The sequence below is a fragment of the Billgrantia tianxiuensis genome, assembly GCF_009834345.1.
Taxonomy (GTDB): domain Bacteria; phylum Pseudomonadota; class Gammaproteobacteria; order Pseudomonadales; family Halomonadaceae; genus Halomonas; species Halomonas tianxiuensis.
This window is the reverse complement of record NZ_CP035042.1, coordinates 1,360,464-1,376,550: the sequence shown is the minus strand read 5'-3', so window position 1 is coordinate 1,376,550 and position 16,087 is coordinate 1,360,464. Positions and strand designations below refer to the sequence as shown.

Sequence of the window (16,087 nt, the reverse complement as noted above, 5' to 3'; positions counted from 1 at the left end):
CCGAAATCGACAGCGATAAAGATGCCTAACGCCAGAGCGCACCGGCGCACTTTAGTGTGTCTGGGTGATGAAACTTGTTAACCTGCTAAACTTCATTGATAAACTCCCATGCGGCAACGTTTGCTTCTGTGATGCCGAGCCCCTCTGGTTTTTTCGAATTTATCGGGAAAGTCTCTTTAGGCGCGATCACTACTTCAACATCAGCTTTATCAACCTTAACTTAAAATCACCAACACACCACCATTCTCGTTCGCGATATAGGTCTTTTGAGGATCGCCATTGAAACAAGTAAAAAGCTAGCTAAGAACCGCCAATTTCCTTCCCTTGCAGCTCCCAAAAAACCGGACTGCATTCAAAAAAGTCGCTGACCATTTTTGAAGCTCGAGGCTGAGGATCAGTTTTTTACAGCCGACAAACTCTGCTTCGGAACGTACAGAAAAGGAGCGAAGCTATACAAACATCGACCAAAGATTCAGATCTTCGTCGTCACTTGATGCTGCCCATGATTTCTCCTATCGTTGCGTATGGATTAACCGTTAAGGACATGAGCACTATAATGCGGGCAAAATAAAAACTTTTTTATAGCCTTGATTTATTTGAAGCCTAACATTGGAATTCAACGGACCCGAAAGTGGCTTCTACGAGGGCATTTACAGTCTACGGATTTTCCATTAGACCCCACGTATCCGGAAAATTGAAGTCTATGAAATCGTTCGTCTTAAATCTTTTTACTAGGTAAGAGCGAATAGAAGCCTTCAACGGCGCTAGCTTCTCAAACGCACGCTGCAGAGTTAATATGCAATTGTCCGTGGCGTTAATCGCATGGAAGTAGGTCTGGTCTCCCAGAGCATTTCGCATTGTCTCACTCGTAGCCAAACTCCCGTTCTGTATGCCAGATGCCGCTAAGGCTGGCTGAAGATACTCAAGGTGAAACGATGACCTCAAATTCCACTGGTTTAGTGCCTCGATGTAGTTCTCCTGTGCAATGTAAAAGTCGTATAGAAGATTTCGCCCCTCTGCCTCTTGGAGGAGGAACTCGAGTTCAAGCAACTCAAGAATATTTTTTCTTGTATCGTAGGGTGGAGTTGCAGGAATAGATATGAATCGCCCAGGGTTATTAATCTCATCGAAGACGTTATCTCTCTGTATCAGCACGATAGTATTAATCTGCTGAAGCAGTGAAAACATTAAACGGTGCGCAGCCATGAGTGCCGCGTTGTGTTCCTTCAATTGCTGAAACCTACGCTGAAGTAAATATGCAAGCATGGCGCCGACAAGAGCACCAATAAGGGTAGAAAATCCGTTTGCTAATGAGTCTGGCGTAAACGGAGATAGTAGTGCTGCAAAGTCGGCCGCAGGCGCACTAACTGAAGGTACTTGCGTGAAGGTTGTAGCCTGTGTGTCTTCTAAAGCAGTGGTGACCGTGAACAATGACATAGTTTGTCCTATAGCTAAAGACTTATATTTAACGTAGGTTGTGTCCTAATGCAAAGTTTTTGCCGCCTTTGGAGCCGCGCATTAAGGGAAATTTTTAGCAACTACGACTTGCTATGAAAGTATGGCCAGCTAGCTCATCCCGTTTTCCAGATTGGAAAGTAGCCTCATCGACACACCTCCGTGAATTCTAAAATTATTGCAAAGCTAAAAATATTAATCCTTAAAAGCTTTAACGATTCCGAACGATCTGACGCCAAGCTCGATCAGTACCCAAGAAAGAAAGTGAAACATCAATTCCATGTGCTAATTAAGAATTCAACAATTTACTTTTTCGCCCTTTCCAAAAAAGGCCTCCCATCAATAAGGACTGGGCAATAAGTATCGAAAAATTAAGGGCTGTTATAGCAAAGCTCTCTAACGTAAAAAAACTAAATGGGCCCGGCACCATATAATAGGTAACAACCTCGGCTGTTGCAATTGACAAAATTGAGCAAGAGAACACTATTGCTGTAGACTTGACTTTATTCATCGAAAAAAAACCTGCACGACCAACAAGCCATATTTGCAACAAAAAGAACACAGAGAATAACGATAGAAAAAGAACTATTCCCCATCCAGCAATACTTACAAGAATTGGCGGGCCCGACACATCAAAACTTCCTCCTTCTAACTCACGCTTCTTTATCTCACGAAGATTAGCAATACGGGCACTAAAATTGAGTTCAATTTCTGGACTAGACTCTATGCCAGCATTTAACTCATCGTCTGCATATGTCAAATAAGCTGTAACGATAATAGCGTCTTTGGGATTTATTAAAGTAGGTTCAGTCTTATAAACCGTATCTGATACTCGCGCCCAATCTAGTTCAACATTTCCTATTCCAACACTTGTGGTTTCAACAGACAAAAACTTCCATCTTTCATCGACACTAACACTTATCCCTTTATAAAAGTCTGAAGGCAGTATCGGGCTCTTTCCAGAATTTATTAAAAGACTACTAACAGAATAGAGATTCCTTAGCTCCTCCTCCCCATAATTCAAAGAAAATGCAAACCCGCTTTCTAACTTATTAAGCCTTGAAAGTACATCCGATGTGCCAAAATTGGAATATTCTAAACTTTTCTCTGGCACAGGCCCTTTCATCCAAAGACTATAAGTGGCGAACACAGGTGCAAAAATTGCGCATATTGTCAAAATATGCGGAAATAAATTAATGAAGCGCAAGGATCCCCCTATCAAATCATTGAGTTATTTAATATTATTTCTACAGCGAAGAGGACGCGCTGCCCTACCTTTTCGCCTTTTTGAGTAGTCTCGGAAGCATGATATTACATGCCTACAAGAATTGTTATACGTTTTAAGCTCAAACACATTTATCAATTTTTATTCCGCTTCATCAGCCTCCATTGCCAAGCTTTTTATAGCCTCATTTGATAGATAGTTGTAGAGCCAAGGCAGCTTTGTCAGGATAAATCTCAACCTTACCATTAAGCCAGGACCATTTTTACCTAAAATTTTTGGCGCAAACTAATCCCCTTATCAAAAAATGTTTATTTAATCAACTAGTGAGACATGGATATAGGCTATAAGAGCTATGGATGTGTATTCATTTAGATTTAGGTGTTGGCGCAGCTCCCGGTACATGCCATTTATTACTACCGCGTTCGCCAGCCTTCGGCAGGTCGTTTCTGCCGCATTTCCAACCTTGCCCGGGCCGAAGAAAAGCTTCAAATCCCACGCTTCGTATGGATTCGCACAACAAAGCCACCGAAGCTGATGGACCGGGTGAAGGCCACCATGCGGGTGAAGCGCTACAGCCCGCGTACCGAGAAAACCTACTGCTACTGGATTCGTTACTTCATTCGCTTGCATGGCGTGCGTCATCCTGCCAGCTTGTGAGGCTCCTGGTATATGCTGGGCAAGGTCTTTGCGGCGTGCGCAGTCCTCTGGGATAAGAGGATGCCAGACGTTCAGGCACGCTACCGCCAGGAGATGCTGTTAATCAGCCCCCTTCCATGGCGAGCCAAGGTCGCCTACATGCCTTCACCGGATGACATTGGAATCCGATTTGAGCCATTTATTTACTTTGGCTTGCTATATGAGTCATCGGCTTGCGTAGCCGAATCTTGAGCAACAACTGCACGATGCAGTTACCCGGCCCTACGCCACATCCTGCACCTCCCGGCACTTGGGATAGGCGGAGCATCCCCAGAACCGGTTGCCGGCGTTTGTGCCGCGTTTCGCGGTGCGCAGTACCATGGCTGCCGCACTTCGGGCAGGTTCGGTCGGAGCTGGATTCGAAGCGGGCCTTGAGCTGTTTGACGTGCCGGCGGTGCGTTTCACGGCTAGGTGCCAATCGGCCGGTTTCGATTCTTTCCAAGGCTTCCTGAACCTGAAAATCGTTCAACACAGGCTCGCGGAACGACTTGATGTAGCGTACGTAGCCTCCACCGATGGTGACGTTGTCTGGCATCTTGGTCTTGAAGACGGCACTACCCGAGAAGACCACCACTGAATGGATGGCTTCCAACGGCACGTCTAGCAGGGCTTCCAGCGCCTTCACGTGCTTGAAGTTCTGGCGCAGCGGGTTCTGGAACTTGAAGGTCTTGCGGTAGAGCTTCTGGGTCCACTGCGCCTGTTTCTCGCTGCCGAAGATCCAGCCCGTCATGTGCTTGGTTTCGATGACGAAGATACCGTAGCGGGAAACCAGTACGTGGTCGATCTGTGTGGTGCCGTCGAGCGTGGCAAGCGTGACGTTGTGGATTCCCCGATACTCATCCGCCGGCAGCCGCACCCAGGCGATCAGCTTGACGAAGGCCTCGCCGAACAGGCCCTTGAACCAGCGGGACTTGAGGATGCCGAGCGCCAGCGCGACGAGGAGAATCCACCACAGCGGGCGCACGGCTTCAAAAAAGATCGAGGTGTAGTCCAAGGCGCATCTCGCTCTGCTCCGGCGCAGGGCCGCTGTTTCAGTCTATTTAGCCCACGCTAACGCCATCCTGCGTGTAAATCTACGTAACGAGCCTGAAATTTGACCTTGGTCGTGTCGGTGAGGCAGAACGCTTACAGCATGTAAGAAATGGCTTACGCAATACGGCTAAGCCAGCCCTTGCTCAGTTGCCAGAGAACGAAGCCGTCGAGGCACGGAAGCCAGGTGCGTCATCTCGTCGGGGTCAAGGGGTAGTTCAGGACATCAGGGAGGCAATAGCTGCGCCTCGATGGCCGCCTTGTCGATGACGGACCATACCTGCACGATCTTTCTGTCACGGAACTCATAGAAGACATTCTCGGCAAAAGAGACTCTTCTTCCATCAACATCCAGACCAAGAAACCTCTCCTTGGGCGTGCAGTCGAAGCGAAGTCGGCTGGCTATGTAGGGCGGGTCGGAAACTAGCAGTTCGATGTTGAAAGACAGATCGGGAATCTCGGAGAAATCTCTCTCTAGCATGCTTCGGTAGCCTGATAGCCCGAGATGCTCTCCGTTATGCGTGACGTTTTCATGCACGAAGCGCCCCAACGTTGACCAGTCCTGCCTGTTCAGACAGGCGATATAGTCTCGATAGACGTTCGATAGCTCGGACTTGTTCATCTACGCCTCTTGGTCAGGATCTATTGGAGGGCTGCGTCAGCGCCCTTTCTGGCAACGATGAATACCGTCGCCTTGCCAGGCTGCCACTCCCGCTCGATGGAAAACCCCGCGCCGATCAGTTTATCGATCAGCGTCTGCTTGTCGAAGCGATTCACATAGGGAGCGAGCCCCAGCAGCTGCATGGGTGGAATCGCCATACGAAACAGAACGTTGATGTCGCCGATCAACACGGTACTGGAAATGAACACACCACCGGGCTTGAGCAAGCAATGCACCCTGGCTAGTGTCGCGTCCAGGTCTTCAAGCAGGTGCAGAATGTTGAGGCCCAGGACGGCATCGAAGCTCGCCTCTTCCAGCTTTACCTCTTCCAGAGTGCCTTGCCGGAAGGTGATGTTCTCGACCCCGGCATCTCGCGCCTTGCGCTCGGCGATCTCCAGCATCTTGTCGGAGATATCGATAGCCACAATCTCCCTGACATGGGGCGCATGAATGATCGCCGTGCTCCCCGTACCGCAGCCGAACTCCAGCACGGTCGAATCCGGGTGAAAGTACTCCTGGGTGATGGCGAGCTTCTTTTCGTACGCGCTCACGTTGCGAATGGGGCTCTTGGCGTAGCGCGCGGCACTTCTGTTCCAGAACGCTCTGGCGTTTTTCATCGATTCCACTCTTAGTCAGCGAACCCGGTAAAAGGAGAGCATTGGGCCATCACGAGACGACTTGCCCGGCATGATGCGCGGGGAAACACTCGCGACGGACCGGCTCGGGAAGCCCCAGGGCGCGCGCCGCTGGTAGAAGCGTTCCATCGACGAAGCTGTCGAAGTCTTCTGCAGAGCGCCACACATCCACGATGCGCCAGCCACCGGAAACAGCACCACAAGCATGGAAGAGAATGCCCACCGGCGCTCCTTTGGAGGCCAGACTGGCTCCGAGCGACTCATAGGAGGACGCGGTTACCCCGGGGAACTCGATGGTCGTTACGACTGGCATGGGTATGGCTCCGCCAAGTGAATCCATGTGAGTGAAACACGCTTTTGTTACGTGCAGTATTTTTCAGGTATCGCGCAGAAGGCCCGACCGAAGGGTGGTTAACGCAGCTCCTTCATGCGCTCGGATCGGCCGAGCTGCGAAACCCGCCACATCACCAGTGCCCGGCCCAGAAACACGCCGCTGAATAGTCCGTAGAGCAGGCTGACGGTGGCGGTGAACATGACCGTATCGGCGACCGGAAGCTGTCGTGCCCGGATCACTTCCACCGTGTACTTGGAGAAGAAGATGGCCAGCATGATAACTAGCGGCTGCCAGCTACCCGGCAGGTGGAAGGTTTGGTGTTCGGGAGAGAAGCATACTCCCCTGGGGATGGCGAGCTTGATATGAAGCGCCACGGAGAGGGTGACGCCGAGTGCCCAGAGCGCCAAGCCGACAGGGTCGGCGCCGAATGCGGAGACGACGCCGTATAACGCCAGGGCGAGGAAGACGGCCGGCAGGATGGTGATATTGCGTCGGCTGGCGGTGCGGTCCCTGCTCTGCTGATAGCCCATCACAAGCAGCACGATGAAGAGCAGGAAAACCCAACGCGGCGTATTTCTTATTATCTCGATCAGCATGGCCGATTCCCTGGCATCGATTTCGCCTCAGCATAGCGAAGCGAGTCCAGCCCCTCCAGTCAGTGCTTACTAACCTGCTGTGGCTTGCGGTAGCGCCGCTTGGCTCAGGCCCGAAACACGACGGATGATCTGAGCGTCATGACCGCAGCCCAAAACAGTAGCAAGCCAATATTACCAAGCCGTACTGCTCGCTTCAGATCTCAGTTTGGCGGCAATAAACGGATAGTCGCCCCATCGGCGGGGCCAGTATTTTCTTATTGTCATTCATATACAGCCGAGGGCGTTATGAAAACCAGCCAAGAAGAATCGCTTTCTACTAGGCAGATGCTCGAAAGAATGTTCCAGGTGGAGATGGCTTTTATGCAATCGGAGTCAAAAGACATTCGCCTATTAGCAGATGCTTTTCACCCCGATGTTGTCGTCCACGAGCCGACATCACTCCCGTACTCAGGCGACTGGCTAGGCTTGGAAGGTATCGCCGGGTTGATGCAGCAAATGAACAAAGCATTCAGCAAGGTGGCAGTGGAGGATTTGAGCCATGCCGGCTCTCCAGCCAAGCTGTACGTGTCGTGCACCTTGCATCTGACAGCCCGAGCAACTGGGAGAACAGTCACACAGCCATTTTCACAAATATTGAGGTTTGAGAACGGCTTACTGGTTGAAGGTACGCCCTTCTATTTCGATACAGCGGAAATCGACGCCATTCTGAATCACCCTACCTGAGGGTGGAGGTTTGGCGCTCTGCGCGGAGGCCACGGCGTGGCCCCACGCAGCGCCGCTGTGCCCTTCCAAGGCCTCGCAAAAAAATGCTCAAGATTGGGATGGGCAAGCCGATAAACTTTATACTAGGCTAAATGAAACCAAATGTTACCAAATGCACGATTAGTGTATCTGGGCGGCAACGACTCCGGCAGTGCCTAGTGGATGGAGAGGCGCTTTGGCGCCATGAAGCCCGCCGAGCACACGAGATCAAAGCCGAGTGCAAGCGCGCTGAAGTGAACTGGAGAATCCTGGCGCTGATGCGCCAGTGGAGGTGACGCCATGAACTGGACCAAATTTCCTGATGACTGGTGGTGTAACGAGTTCGGCGACCAGATCCACCGCTACGAGATCCTGGACGACGAGGACCGATGCCAGGTCGAGTACCACCTCCGCCAGGCAGGCGAGCGTCTGCCCTGGAGTGGCAAAACCCACACGCTGGCCGAAGCCCAGCGTCAGCTGGAGCACAACCGGGCGTTGATGATCTGAAGAGCAGCGTTCATCTGGCTTACGGCACCCTGTAGCACAGCTCCGCAAAGCCCGTGCCCACCTGGCGGACGGAGACCAGCTCCAGCGGCGGGTTAGTGATGCGGCGTGGAAACAGCGGCTTGCCGCTGCCCAGGGTGACTGAGCCCACCTGTACGAGAATTTCGTCCAGCAAGCCGGCGTCATGGAATTGGCCGGCCAGATCGCCACCGCCCACGATCCAGAGATTCTTCCCACCTGCCGCTCTCACCATCTCGGCATGAACGGGCGCGACGCTGCCCTGCACGAAGCGAATATCCCCACCCTCGATGCTCGGCAGCTTTCGGCTCGAGAAGACCCAGGTGGGCTGCGTATAGGGCCATGCCAAGCCGGTTTCCTCGGCGACTTTTTGCGAATGGCGCAACATCCACTCATAGGTGGTGGAGCCCATGGCCAGCGCCCCGACCTCTGCAAAGAAGGCGGAGTAGCTCGTATCGTTGATGTCCCCCAGCGGGAAGAGCCAATCCAGGGAATCGACTTCGGTGGCGATGAAGCCGTCGAGGCTCGTGGCGGTGTAGTACTGAGTCTTCATTCCGGACGCTCCAGGGCGGATTGAAACGAACCGAGTGAGCCAAGCTCGCACGGCAAGCCCCCAGTCAGTGCTTACTTACCTCCGGCACGTTTGAATACGGCCCCCACTCACTCTTGATCCGGATAAATTCCGGCAGCGGGGCGGCACGAGGTAGGGACGTCGAACCTGGCGTATAAGTGGTAAGAGTAGCCCCGCATCGCCGGAAGCGGGGCTGTCCGGCACAGGAGGAATCAGGTGCGGCGCAGCGTACCCATGCAGCGGCTGGACGGGCTTGTCGATCCACGGCAAGGGCTGGGCGCGGCCGAAGCCCAGGCGCGGAGCGCTCGCTACGGCCTCAATGTCATCATCCCAGGAGTACGCAGCGGCTGGCGCACCACCCTGGCGGATACGCTGCGTGACCCGATGCTGTGGTTCCTGCTGGCTACGGGCGCACTGTTCATGCTCATCGGCAGCTACACCGAGGCGCTGATCATGCTGCTGGCTCTCGTGCCGCTGTTCGGCATGGACGCCTACCTGCACCGGCGCACTCAGGCGTCGGTGGAAGGGCTCAGCGGTCGGCTCGCGACCACGGCCAGGGTGCTGCGCGACGGTTCGCAGCGGACCGTGCCGGCCGAGACGCTGGTGCCAGGCGACTTGGTTCTGGTGCGTTCCGGTGAATTCTTTCCGGCCGATGGCCTGATCGTCGCGGGTGAAGAGCTGCAAGTGGATGAATCCACGCTCACGGGTGAGGCCTGGCCGGTACGCAAGCAGGTGGTGGAGCAGGGGTTGTTTTCCCACATCCGTGAGACGGCGGTCGAGGATGTGTATTGGGGTATGGCCGGCACCCGTCAGCTGACGGGACACGCCTGGCTGCGCGTCACCCTGACGGGCGCCGAAACCCTCTATGGCGAAGTGGTACGCTCGGCGGTTGCGGGCCCCCACGCCCAGACCCCGTTGCAACGCTCGGTGGCACACCTGGTCAAGGTGCTGATCGTTGCGGCCATCGTCTTCTGCCTGGCGCTGGCGTGGCTGCGCTATCACCAGGGGCACGGCCTCGTGGACGCCCTGCTCAGCGCGCTGACCCTGGCCATCGCCGCTCTGCCTGAAGAGTTTCCCGTGGTGCTCACCTTCTTTCTCGGCGTGGGCGTCTATCGCCTCGCCCGGCGACGCGCCCTGGTTCGGCGCAGCCTGGTGGTGGAGAGCATCGGCCGCGTGAGCTGTGTCTGCTCGGACAAGACGGGCACTCTCACCGAAGGACGGCTGAGGCTGACGCACCTGCTCCCGATGTCGAATATCAGCGAGCAACGCTTGCAAACGCTGGCGGCAGCCGCTTCCCAGGCCGACAGCGGCGACCCGCTGGACGAGGCAGTGCTGTCGAACTGCCCGCCGCCAGTGGAGCAGCACATACTGGCTCGTTTCCCGTTCACCGAGGACCGGCGCAAGGCGACCATGGTGAGCGAGCAGGAGGATGGCCTGCTGGTCGCGGTCAAGGGTGCGCCGGAAGTGGTGCTGGGTCTCTGCGAGCTGCCGGAGGCCGAACGGCGCGACTGGCTGGCGGCGGTGGAAGCCTATAGCAATGACGGCCACAAGGTGATCGGCTGCGCTTACCGCACGCTCACCAGCGAGGCCTGGACGGGGGCGAACCAGATCGGGGGCTGAACTTCGCCGGGCTGCTGGCCTTCGAGGACCCGGTGCGCCAGGGGGTTCCGGAGGCCATTGCGGCCTGCCGGGCGGCAGGCATCCGCGTCATCATGGTCACCGGAGATCATCCCGGTACGGCTATCGCCATCGCGCGTGAGCTGGGGCTTGGCGGTGAGCAACCGCAGCTGATCACGGGAGACGAACTCGCGGCACAAATAGCGCGCGGCGAGCCCGTCGCCAGCGGGATCGACATCGTCGCGCGAACCCTGCCGGCACAGAAGCTGGCCCTGGTGCGCGCCCTACAGGCCGGCGGCGAAGTCGTTGCGGTGACCGGCGACGGGGTCAATGACGTACCCGCCCTGCAGGCCGCCGACATCGGCATCGCCATGGGGGAGCGCGGTACCCGCAGCGCCCGGGAAGTATCGGCCATCGTGCTGCTTGACGACGACTTCGGCAGCATCGTCGGGGCCATCGCCGAGGGGCGCCGCCTGTTCACCAATCTGCAGCTGAGCTTCCAGTACCTGCTGATGGTGCACATTCCGCTGGTGATCACTGCCGCTTTGATCCCGATGCTGGGCTATCCCCTGCTCTACCTGCCGATTCACATCGTATGGCTGGAACTGATCATTCACCCCACCGCGCTGCTGGTGTTTCAGAACCTGCCGTCGGCTCATGCCATGGGGCCACCCCCAGCGAAAGGAACTCAGCCGCGCTTCTTCGATCGGCGCGAGTGGTGGGTCATCCTGGCAGTGGGCGCAGTAGTGACCCTGGTGGTCACGAGTACGTACTTGAATAGCCTCGGAGCCGACTACGCCGTCGACCATGCCAGGACCGTGGCGCTGCTCTCGCTGATCTTCGCCGGGGCCGGTATCACAGCAGCGTTGAGCAGCCTGCACAACATCGCGGCATGGCTCATGGTGGTTATTCCCCTGCCCTGTCGGCCCTGCTCGTCCACACCCCCGGGCTGGGCACATTGCTGCATCTGCAACCGCTGCACCTGGAAGATTGGCTACTGGTATTGGGCGGCGGGCTGCTCGCCGCCCTGCTGGTACGCCTGGGCCTGTGGCGGCGAGAGCCGCGCGCTTGAAGCCGCGGCACTACTGCAATGCTTGCTTCAACGAAAGAAACGCCTCTTGGTCATCTCGGTGCATACCAGGTAAGCGGCGAGCAGCATGAGCATGAACGCCAGCAGACTCCCTTGCAGGGGCACGAACAGCCAGCGTGGCTCGGCATTGCGTGCCAAGCGAGCAAAGCTTTCCAGTTCGCCGAGATGGGTAACGACGAGCACCAGGCCCAACAACAGCACCAGCCCGACATACCAGGAACGCAGGTGCCGCTTCAGGAAAGCGATAACGGTACGCCGCAGGCTGGCGCTACCGTTCGTGAACAGTCGCCTGGTCATGGCGCCTGTCGATCCCGTGGATAGGCCGGAGTCCGTATGCAGGAAGACGGAAACGGGGCTGCTGCGAATCCATGATGCACGACCATCCGGCCTCCCAGGAACTGGCGATTCAAGTCTGAATCGCACAACCAAGCTCACCTGACGACTTAGATTCGTGTCCTGCACTCGACGAGGATGACGAGAAGCGCTACATCAATATGTATGTCCGCAAGGAGAAGGAAGCAAGCCAAATACGTGAACCAGAACAGGCACTGGGAGTGAGGCAGCGTCAATCATGCTACCCGACGAGGAGCTAGGCGAAGAAAAGGGCCACGCTTGTCATGAAGTGAGCCCGCAGACGACTCCCGAGGTCGAGATGCTCGACGCCTACTCGCGAGCCGTCATCGCCGTAGTGGACGCGGTGGGTCCCGCTGTGGTCAGCCTCTTCACTAGTGGTAACCCGAGCCATGGCGGTGTCGAGCAACAAGGCGCAGGCTCGGGCTTCATCCTTGCTCCGGATGGCTATCTGCTGACCAACAGCCACGTGGTCGGCAAAAGCAAACAACTGAGGACGGTTTTTACCAGCGGACAAAAAACCACAGCTGCAGTGGTGGGTCGAGACCCCGACACCGATTTGGCTGTTCTACGGGCCGAGGCCACCGCTCTCCCCTACGCCACGCTGGGAGACTCCAGCCAACTTCGTGTTGGGCAGTTGGTTATTGCCATGGGCAATCCGCTGGGTTTCGAGTCGACCGTTTCCACCGGTGTCATAAGCGCCCTCGGACGCGCCTTCCGGAGTCAGAATGGACGACTTATCGAAAACGTCATCCAGCACACCGCCCCCCTGAACCCCGGAAACTCTGGTGGTCCGCTGCTGGACTCGAGAGGGCGCGTGATCGGCATCAACACAGCCATCATTACCGCTGCCCAAGGGATCGGCTTCGCCATACCTGCTAACACGGCCAAGTGGGTGGTGTCTCACCTGATCAGGCACGGTCGGGTAAAGCGCAGTTACTTGGGCTTCCACGCCCGTGACCGAAAATTGGATCGGCGCTTAGCCCGATTGCACCGTTTGGAGCAAGACACAGCCGCCGAAATAATGATGGTGGATCCGCAAGGCCCGGCTAGCAAGGCCGGCCTCAAGGAGGGCGACCTCGTCGTCGCCATCGATGAAAACCCCCTGTTCAGCGTCGACGATCTGCAACGGTCGTTGGCGGAGCACAAGCCAGGAATAGCTGTCAGGCTGATGTTCATCCGCAGGCTTGAGCTACTCAATGTGATGATCGAGCCGGTTGAAGCGAACTGATACGACTCATGTAGGGCAGTTGAAGCTCTCGCATCATGCAGCCTAAGTGCTTACAACAACCGTCTCACCCGGGAGCCACGGTGGGATCCGCCGGCCGTTCATCGCTTCGCTTCGTCGCGAACGATACGTCCATCCACCAGTTCGATGACCCGGTCGCAACGCGCCGAAATTCTCGGGTCGTGACTGACGATCAGCACCGCGCAATCGTGTTCGGCATTGAAGCGACGAAACAGCTCGAACACTTCATCGGCACTGGCGGTATCGAGATTGCCGGTGGGTTCGTCCGCCAGCAGCAGCACCGGCTCGCTGACCAGGGCCCGAGCGATCGCTACCCGCTGCTGCTGGCCTCCCGAGAGTTCGTTGGGCCGCCGGGACGCAAAGGCAGCCAGTCCTACCGCGGCCAGCAATCCCCTGGCCCTGTCGATCATCGCCCCGGTCGGCCGACCTTGCCGAATCATCAGGGGCATCAGCACGTTGTCCAGCACGCTGAAGGCCTGGATCAGGTGATGGAACTGGAAGACCAGGCCGATCGTGCCGCCGCGCAGATCCGTGCGTTCCTGATCGTCCATGGCGCTGGTCGGTCGCTCGAGCACGAACAGCTCTCCCGCGGTCGGGGTATCGAGCAGGCCGATGAGGTTGAGCAGCGTACTCTTGCCCGAGCCGGAGGGCCCGGTGAGGCTGGCAAAGGTGCCGCGATCGAGGCGAAGGTCGATCGCATGCAGCACTTCGTTCTCCACCGGGGTGCCTATGTCATAGGCCTTGCACACGCCGGCCAGCCGCAGCACCTCGTTGCCCTGAACCTCGTGGTTCTCAATCTCATGGCTCTCAGACATGGCGGATGGCCACTGCGGGGTCGAGTCGGGCCGCGCGGCTGGCAGGCCAAGCGGCGGCAGCGAGGCCCGCCATACCGGCCAGCGCCATGGCCGCCGGAATGAGCCATGGATTGAAGCCGATCACGAACAGGCGGGGACCGAACACGTCGAAGGCCAGCACCAGCAGCGAGCCGAACAGCGCCCCCAATCCCCGCCGACCAGCCCCAACAGCGCACCCTGGATCAGAAACACGCGCAGGATTCGCCCCCGGCCGAGGCCCATTGCCCGCAGAATGCCGATTTCGCGGGTTCGCTGCACCACGCTGACCGCCAGCACGCTGGCGATGCCAAATGCCACCGAAAGGCTGACGAAGCTGCGAATCATGGTCGTGGAGAGGGTCTGGGAGCGCAGTGCATTGAGCAGCTGTGCATTCGTCTCCATCCAGCTCTCTGCGCGCTGCCCGGTCAGCGCTCCGAGGCGAAGCGCCAGCTGGTCGGCAGCGAACACCTCCGCGACGGTGAGTTCGAGCGCCGTCACGCCCCCGGGCAGGTCGAGGAGGCTGCGAGCCTCGTCCAGGTCGAGGTACATGAGCCGATTGTCGATCTCGCGTACCCCCAGCTCGAAGATCCCCGCCACGGTCATGACCACGGTGCCCTCCCCGGCGGTGTCAAGGCGTATCCGGCCACCGCTCTGAAGGCCCAGGTCATCGGCCAGCTCCCGGCCGATCAGGATCTCTCCGGGACGCAGCCGGAACACGCCTTCGACCATGTGATCGGCGATGGGCAGTATGGCCCGCAGCCGCTCCGCGTCGGCCCCGATGATCGATACCGAGCGATTGGCGCTGCCACGCACCGCCAGGGCCGGACCGCTGATCGTCGGCGATACCGCGATCACGCCCGGCCAGCGATCGAGCACGGGCACCAGCGCCTGCCAGTTGTCGATGGAGCGCAGGCGCTGCGGCCTGCGGTCCTCCAGCACCAGGACGATCGGCGCCGGCTCCTGCAGCGACAGCACGCGATTGAACTCTTCGGGAGGCAGCAGGCGAATGTGGGCCTGCGTGCCCAGGGTGCGCTCGATGATGTTGGCCTGCAGCCCGGTGATGAGGGCACTGATGAAGACCACCACGGCTGCCCCCACCATGATGCCGACCAGCATCAGGGCGCTCTGGGCGCGGCCATCACGCAACAGGCTCCAGGCGATGAACCCTTCGATCCACATGAGCGTCACCGAATGAAGGAAAAAGGCTCCCGGGACGGGGCGGGCGCCCCCTGCTCCGGGTGGTCGGTGATGCGGGGCCGGATACGCTGCCCCGGGCTGAGACCAGGGTCGGCCAGCACGATCTCTCTCGCCGTCAGCCCAGCAGTGATCTCGGTGTGGAGCAGCCCCCTCAGCCCCAGGGTCACGCTGCGAGGTGAAACACGGCCCGCCTCGACCCCGTACACTCGGGCAGAGGCGCCCTCGACCCGAATAGGGCATCGTTGGGCACGACCAGCGCCCGCTCACGGCGCGCAGTTTCCACATTGACCGAGACGGTCATGTCCTCGCGCAGGAACCAGGGTTCCTCCTCCATGACCAGCCTTACGTCCACGGTGCCGCGGGCGGCGTCGACGATCGGCGCGATCAGGCTGATCGTGGCGTCGAACGGCTGGTCGGGATAGGCGTCGGTGACGCAGCGGGCACGCTGCCCCACGGCGAGCTGGCCAAGGTGTCGCTCGTCGAATGGCACCCGCAGTTCACGCTGCCCGGTGCGAGCGATCTCCAGCAGTACCCTGCCGGGCTGCACCACATCCCCCGGCTCCACGTTACGGGTCAGTACCGTGCCGGTGACCGGGGAGTGGATGACGGCACGCTCCAGGGCGGCCTCGGCGGCGGCCAGCCGTGCCCGCAGCAGCGCTTCCTCCGCCCCGCCCGGCGCCAGCGCCTCTACGTCGAGGCGCGAACGCTCCAAGGCGGCCCGGGCCGCGGCTTCGCGCTCTTCGGCCTGCTCTACCGCCTGACGCGAGACCATGTTGCTCTCCACCAGGCGGCGCGCACGCTCATGTTCGCGCCGGGCCTGCTCGAAATGCGCCCTGGCGTCGGCAAGCCCGGCCTCGGCCTGGGGCCGCCGTGCGCTCTCCAACTGGCGGAGTGCCGCACGGGTCTCCTGCACGCGCTCGGCAAGTTCCGATGAATCGAGCACCACCAGGATGTCGCCGGGCTCGACCTGCTGCCCTTCGCGTACCAGGCGCTCGGTCACCCGACCCACGATCTCGCTGCCGATCTGTGCCCGCGACGAGGCCACCACCCGGCCGCTGGCCACCACCTGCTGGGTCAACGCGCTCTCCTTCACTTCATACGCCGTGGCAGCGACAGGCATCCGCCAGTAGACGAGCCCTGCGGCCATCATGGCAACCAGCGCAGCGAGGAGAACGATCCATCGGCTCATGGGCATCTCACGTACTGCCGCCATCCATCGCGCGAAGTCAGGAAGTGAGCACCGTTCCGGGCGGTTTCATGGCGGGGAATTCATCGGCAGTCAGTG

Annotated in this window: 19 protein-coding genes; 6 read left to right on the top strand and 13 right to left on the bottom strand. The window is 58.2% G+C overall.

What is annotated here, in order from left to right:
• Positions 1–657 precede the first annotated feature (657 nt).
• Both EKK97_RS06540 and EKK97_RS06535 read right to left on the bottom strand, forming a co-directional pair.
• Entirely contained in the window at positions 658–1,437 is a 780-nt protein-coding gene (locus EKK97_RS06540) for a hypothetical protein (protein ID WP_159550468.1), read from the bottom strand.
• A 307-nt stretch (positions 1,438–1,744) separates the two neighbouring features.
• Entirely contained in the window at positions 1,745–2,662 is a 918-nt protein-coding gene (locus tag EKK97_RS06535) for a hypothetical protein (RefSeq protein WP_159550465.1), read from the bottom strand.
• A 399-nt stretch (positions 2,663–3,061) separates the two neighbouring features.
• Here EKK97_RS06535 and EKK97_RS24365 point away from each other — a divergent pair, with 399 nt between their 5' ends.
• On the top strand, positions 3,062–3,337 hold the full coding sequence (locus tag EKK97_RS24365) for a phage integrase N-terminal SAM-like domain-containing protein (RefSeq protein ID WP_234286491.1): 276 nt from the start codon (positions 3,062–3,064) through the stop codon (positions 3,335–3,337).
• A 178-nt stretch (positions 3,338–3,515) separates the two neighbouring features.
• On the opposite strand, the gene EKK97_RS06525 is transcribed toward EKK97_RS24365, so the two are convergent.
• From EKK97_RS06525 to EKK97_RS06505, 5 genes are all read right to left on the bottom strand, one after another.
• Positions 3,516–4,370, bottom strand: a complete 855-nt coding sequence (locus EKK97_RS06525) for a nuclease-related domain-containing protein (protein ID WP_234286492.1) — start codon at positions 4,368–4,370, stop codon at positions 3,516–3,518.
• A 261-nt stretch (positions 4,371–4,631) separates the two neighbouring features.
• Complete coding sequence (locus EKK97_RS06520) at positions 4,632–5,027, bottom strand: ester cyclase (protein WP_159550462.1); 396 nt, start codon at positions 5,025–5,027, stop codon at positions 4,632–4,634.
• Between the two features lie 20 nt (positions 5,028–5,047).
• The gene (locus EKK97_RS06515) at positions 5,048–5,683 is read right to left on the bottom strand and encodes a class I SAM-dependent methyltransferase (protein ID WP_159555712.1); all 636 of its coding nucleotides are present in this window, start codon (positions 5,681–5,683) and stop codon (positions 5,048–5,050) included.
• A gap of 49 nt (positions 5,684–5,732) precedes the next feature.
• Positions 5,733–6,014 (bottom strand): hypothetical protein, encoded by a 282-nt coding sequence (locus EKK97_RS06510; RefSeq protein ID WP_159550459.1) that lies wholly within the window; start codon positions 6,012–6,014, stop codon positions 5,733–5,735.
• A 98-nt stretch (positions 6,015–6,112) separates the two neighbouring features.
• Positions 6,113–6,631 carry a DUF6622 family protein gene (locus tag EKK97_RS06505; RefSeq protein WP_159550456.1) on the bottom strand — a complete coding sequence of 173 codons (519 nt, stop codon included), beginning with the start codon at positions 6,629–6,631 and terminating at the stop codon, positions 6,113–6,115.
• Between the two features lie 285 nt (positions 6,632–6,916).
• Here EKK97_RS06505 and EKK97_RS06500 point away from each other — a divergent pair, with 285 nt between their 5' ends.
• On the top strand, positions 6,917–7,354 hold the full coding sequence (locus EKK97_RS06500) for a nuclear transport factor 2 family protein (RefSeq protein ID WP_159550453.1): 438 nt from the start codon (positions 6,917–6,919) through the stop codon (positions 7,352–7,354).
• Positions 7,355–7,672: 318 nt separating this feature from the next.
• Complete coding sequence (locus EKK97_RS06495; RefSeq protein ID WP_159550450.1) at positions 7,673–7,879, top strand: hypothetical protein; 207 nt, start codon at positions 7,673–7,675, stop codon at positions 7,877–7,879.
• A 19-nt stretch (positions 7,880–7,898) separates the two neighbouring features.
• Here EKK97_RS06495 and EKK97_RS06490 read toward each other — a convergent pair whose 3' ends face one another.
• Positions 7,899–8,447, bottom strand: coding sequence for a dihydrofolate reductase family protein (locus EKK97_RS06490; protein WP_159550447.1), 549 nt, complete (start codon positions 8,445–8,447; stop codon positions 7,899–7,901).
• 234 nt (positions 8,448–8,681) lie between these two features.
• On the opposite strand from EKK97_RS06490, the gene EKK97_RS06485 reads away from it, so the two are divergent.
• Positions 8,682–10,085: an HAD-IC family P-type ATPase gene (locus tag EKK97_RS06485; RefSeq protein WP_159550444.1), complete on the top strand. Its 1,404-nt coding sequence runs from the start codon at positions 8,682–8,684 to the stop codon at positions 10,083–10,085.
• Complete coding sequence (locus tag EKK97_RS06480) at positions 10,025–11,227, top strand: HAD-IC family P-type ATPase (RefSeq protein ID WP_340162967.1); 1,203 nt, start codon at positions 10,025–10,027, stop codon at positions 11,225–11,227. Before EKK97_RS06485 ends, EKK97_RS06480 begins: the two co-directional genes overlap by 61 nt.
• On the opposite strand, the gene EKK97_RS06475 is transcribed toward EKK97_RS06480, so the two are convergent.
• Positions 11,182–11,469, bottom strand: a complete 288-nt coding sequence (locus EKK97_RS06475; RefSeq protein ID WP_159550438.1) for a hypothetical protein — start codon at positions 11,467–11,469, stop codon at positions 11,182–11,184. The genes EKK97_RS06480 and EKK97_RS06475 overlap by 46 nt on opposite strands.
• A gap of 274 nt (positions 11,470–11,743) precedes the next feature.
• Between EKK97_RS06475 and EKK97_RS06470 the strand changes: the two genes are divergently transcribed.
• The gene (locus EKK97_RS06470) at positions 11,744–12,754 is read left to right on the top strand and encodes a S1C family serine protease (protein WP_159550435.1); all 1,011 of its coding nucleotides are present in this window, start codon (positions 11,744–11,746) and stop codon (positions 12,752–12,754) included.
• Between the two features lie 98 nt (positions 12,755–12,852).
• Here EKK97_RS06470 and EKK97_RS06465 read toward each other — a convergent pair whose 3' ends face one another.
• The 4 genes from EKK97_RS06465 to EKK97_RS06455 all read right to left on the bottom strand — a co-directional run bounded on the left by EKK97_RS06465 (position 12,853) and on the right by EKK97_RS06455 (position 15,991).
• Positions 12,853–13,587 (bottom strand): ABC transporter ATP-binding protein, encoded by a 735-nt coding sequence (locus EKK97_RS06465; RefSeq protein ID WP_159550432.1) that lies wholly within the window; start codon positions 13,585–13,587, stop codon positions 12,853–12,855.
• On the bottom strand, positions 13,580–13,732 hold the full coding sequence (locus tag EKK97_RS23630; protein ID WP_201297024.1) for a hypothetical protein: 153 nt from the start codon (positions 13,730–13,732) through the stop codon (positions 13,580–13,582). Before EKK97_RS23630 ends, EKK97_RS06465 begins: the two co-directional genes overlap by 8 nt.
• Positions 13,708–14,784, bottom strand: a complete 1,077-nt coding sequence (locus tag EKK97_RS06460; protein WP_201297023.1) for an ABC transporter permease — start codon at positions 14,782–14,784, stop codon at positions 13,708–13,710. Before EKK97_RS06460 ends, EKK97_RS23630 begins: the two co-directional genes overlap by 25 nt.
• 181 nt (positions 14,785–14,965) lie before the next feature.
• Positions 14,966–15,991 (bottom strand): efflux RND transporter periplasmic adaptor subunit, encoded by a 1,026-nt coding sequence (locus EKK97_RS06455; protein WP_201297022.1) that lies wholly within the window; start codon positions 15,989–15,991, stop codon positions 14,966–14,968.
• Between the last annotated feature and the right edge of the window lie 96 nt (positions 15,992–16,087).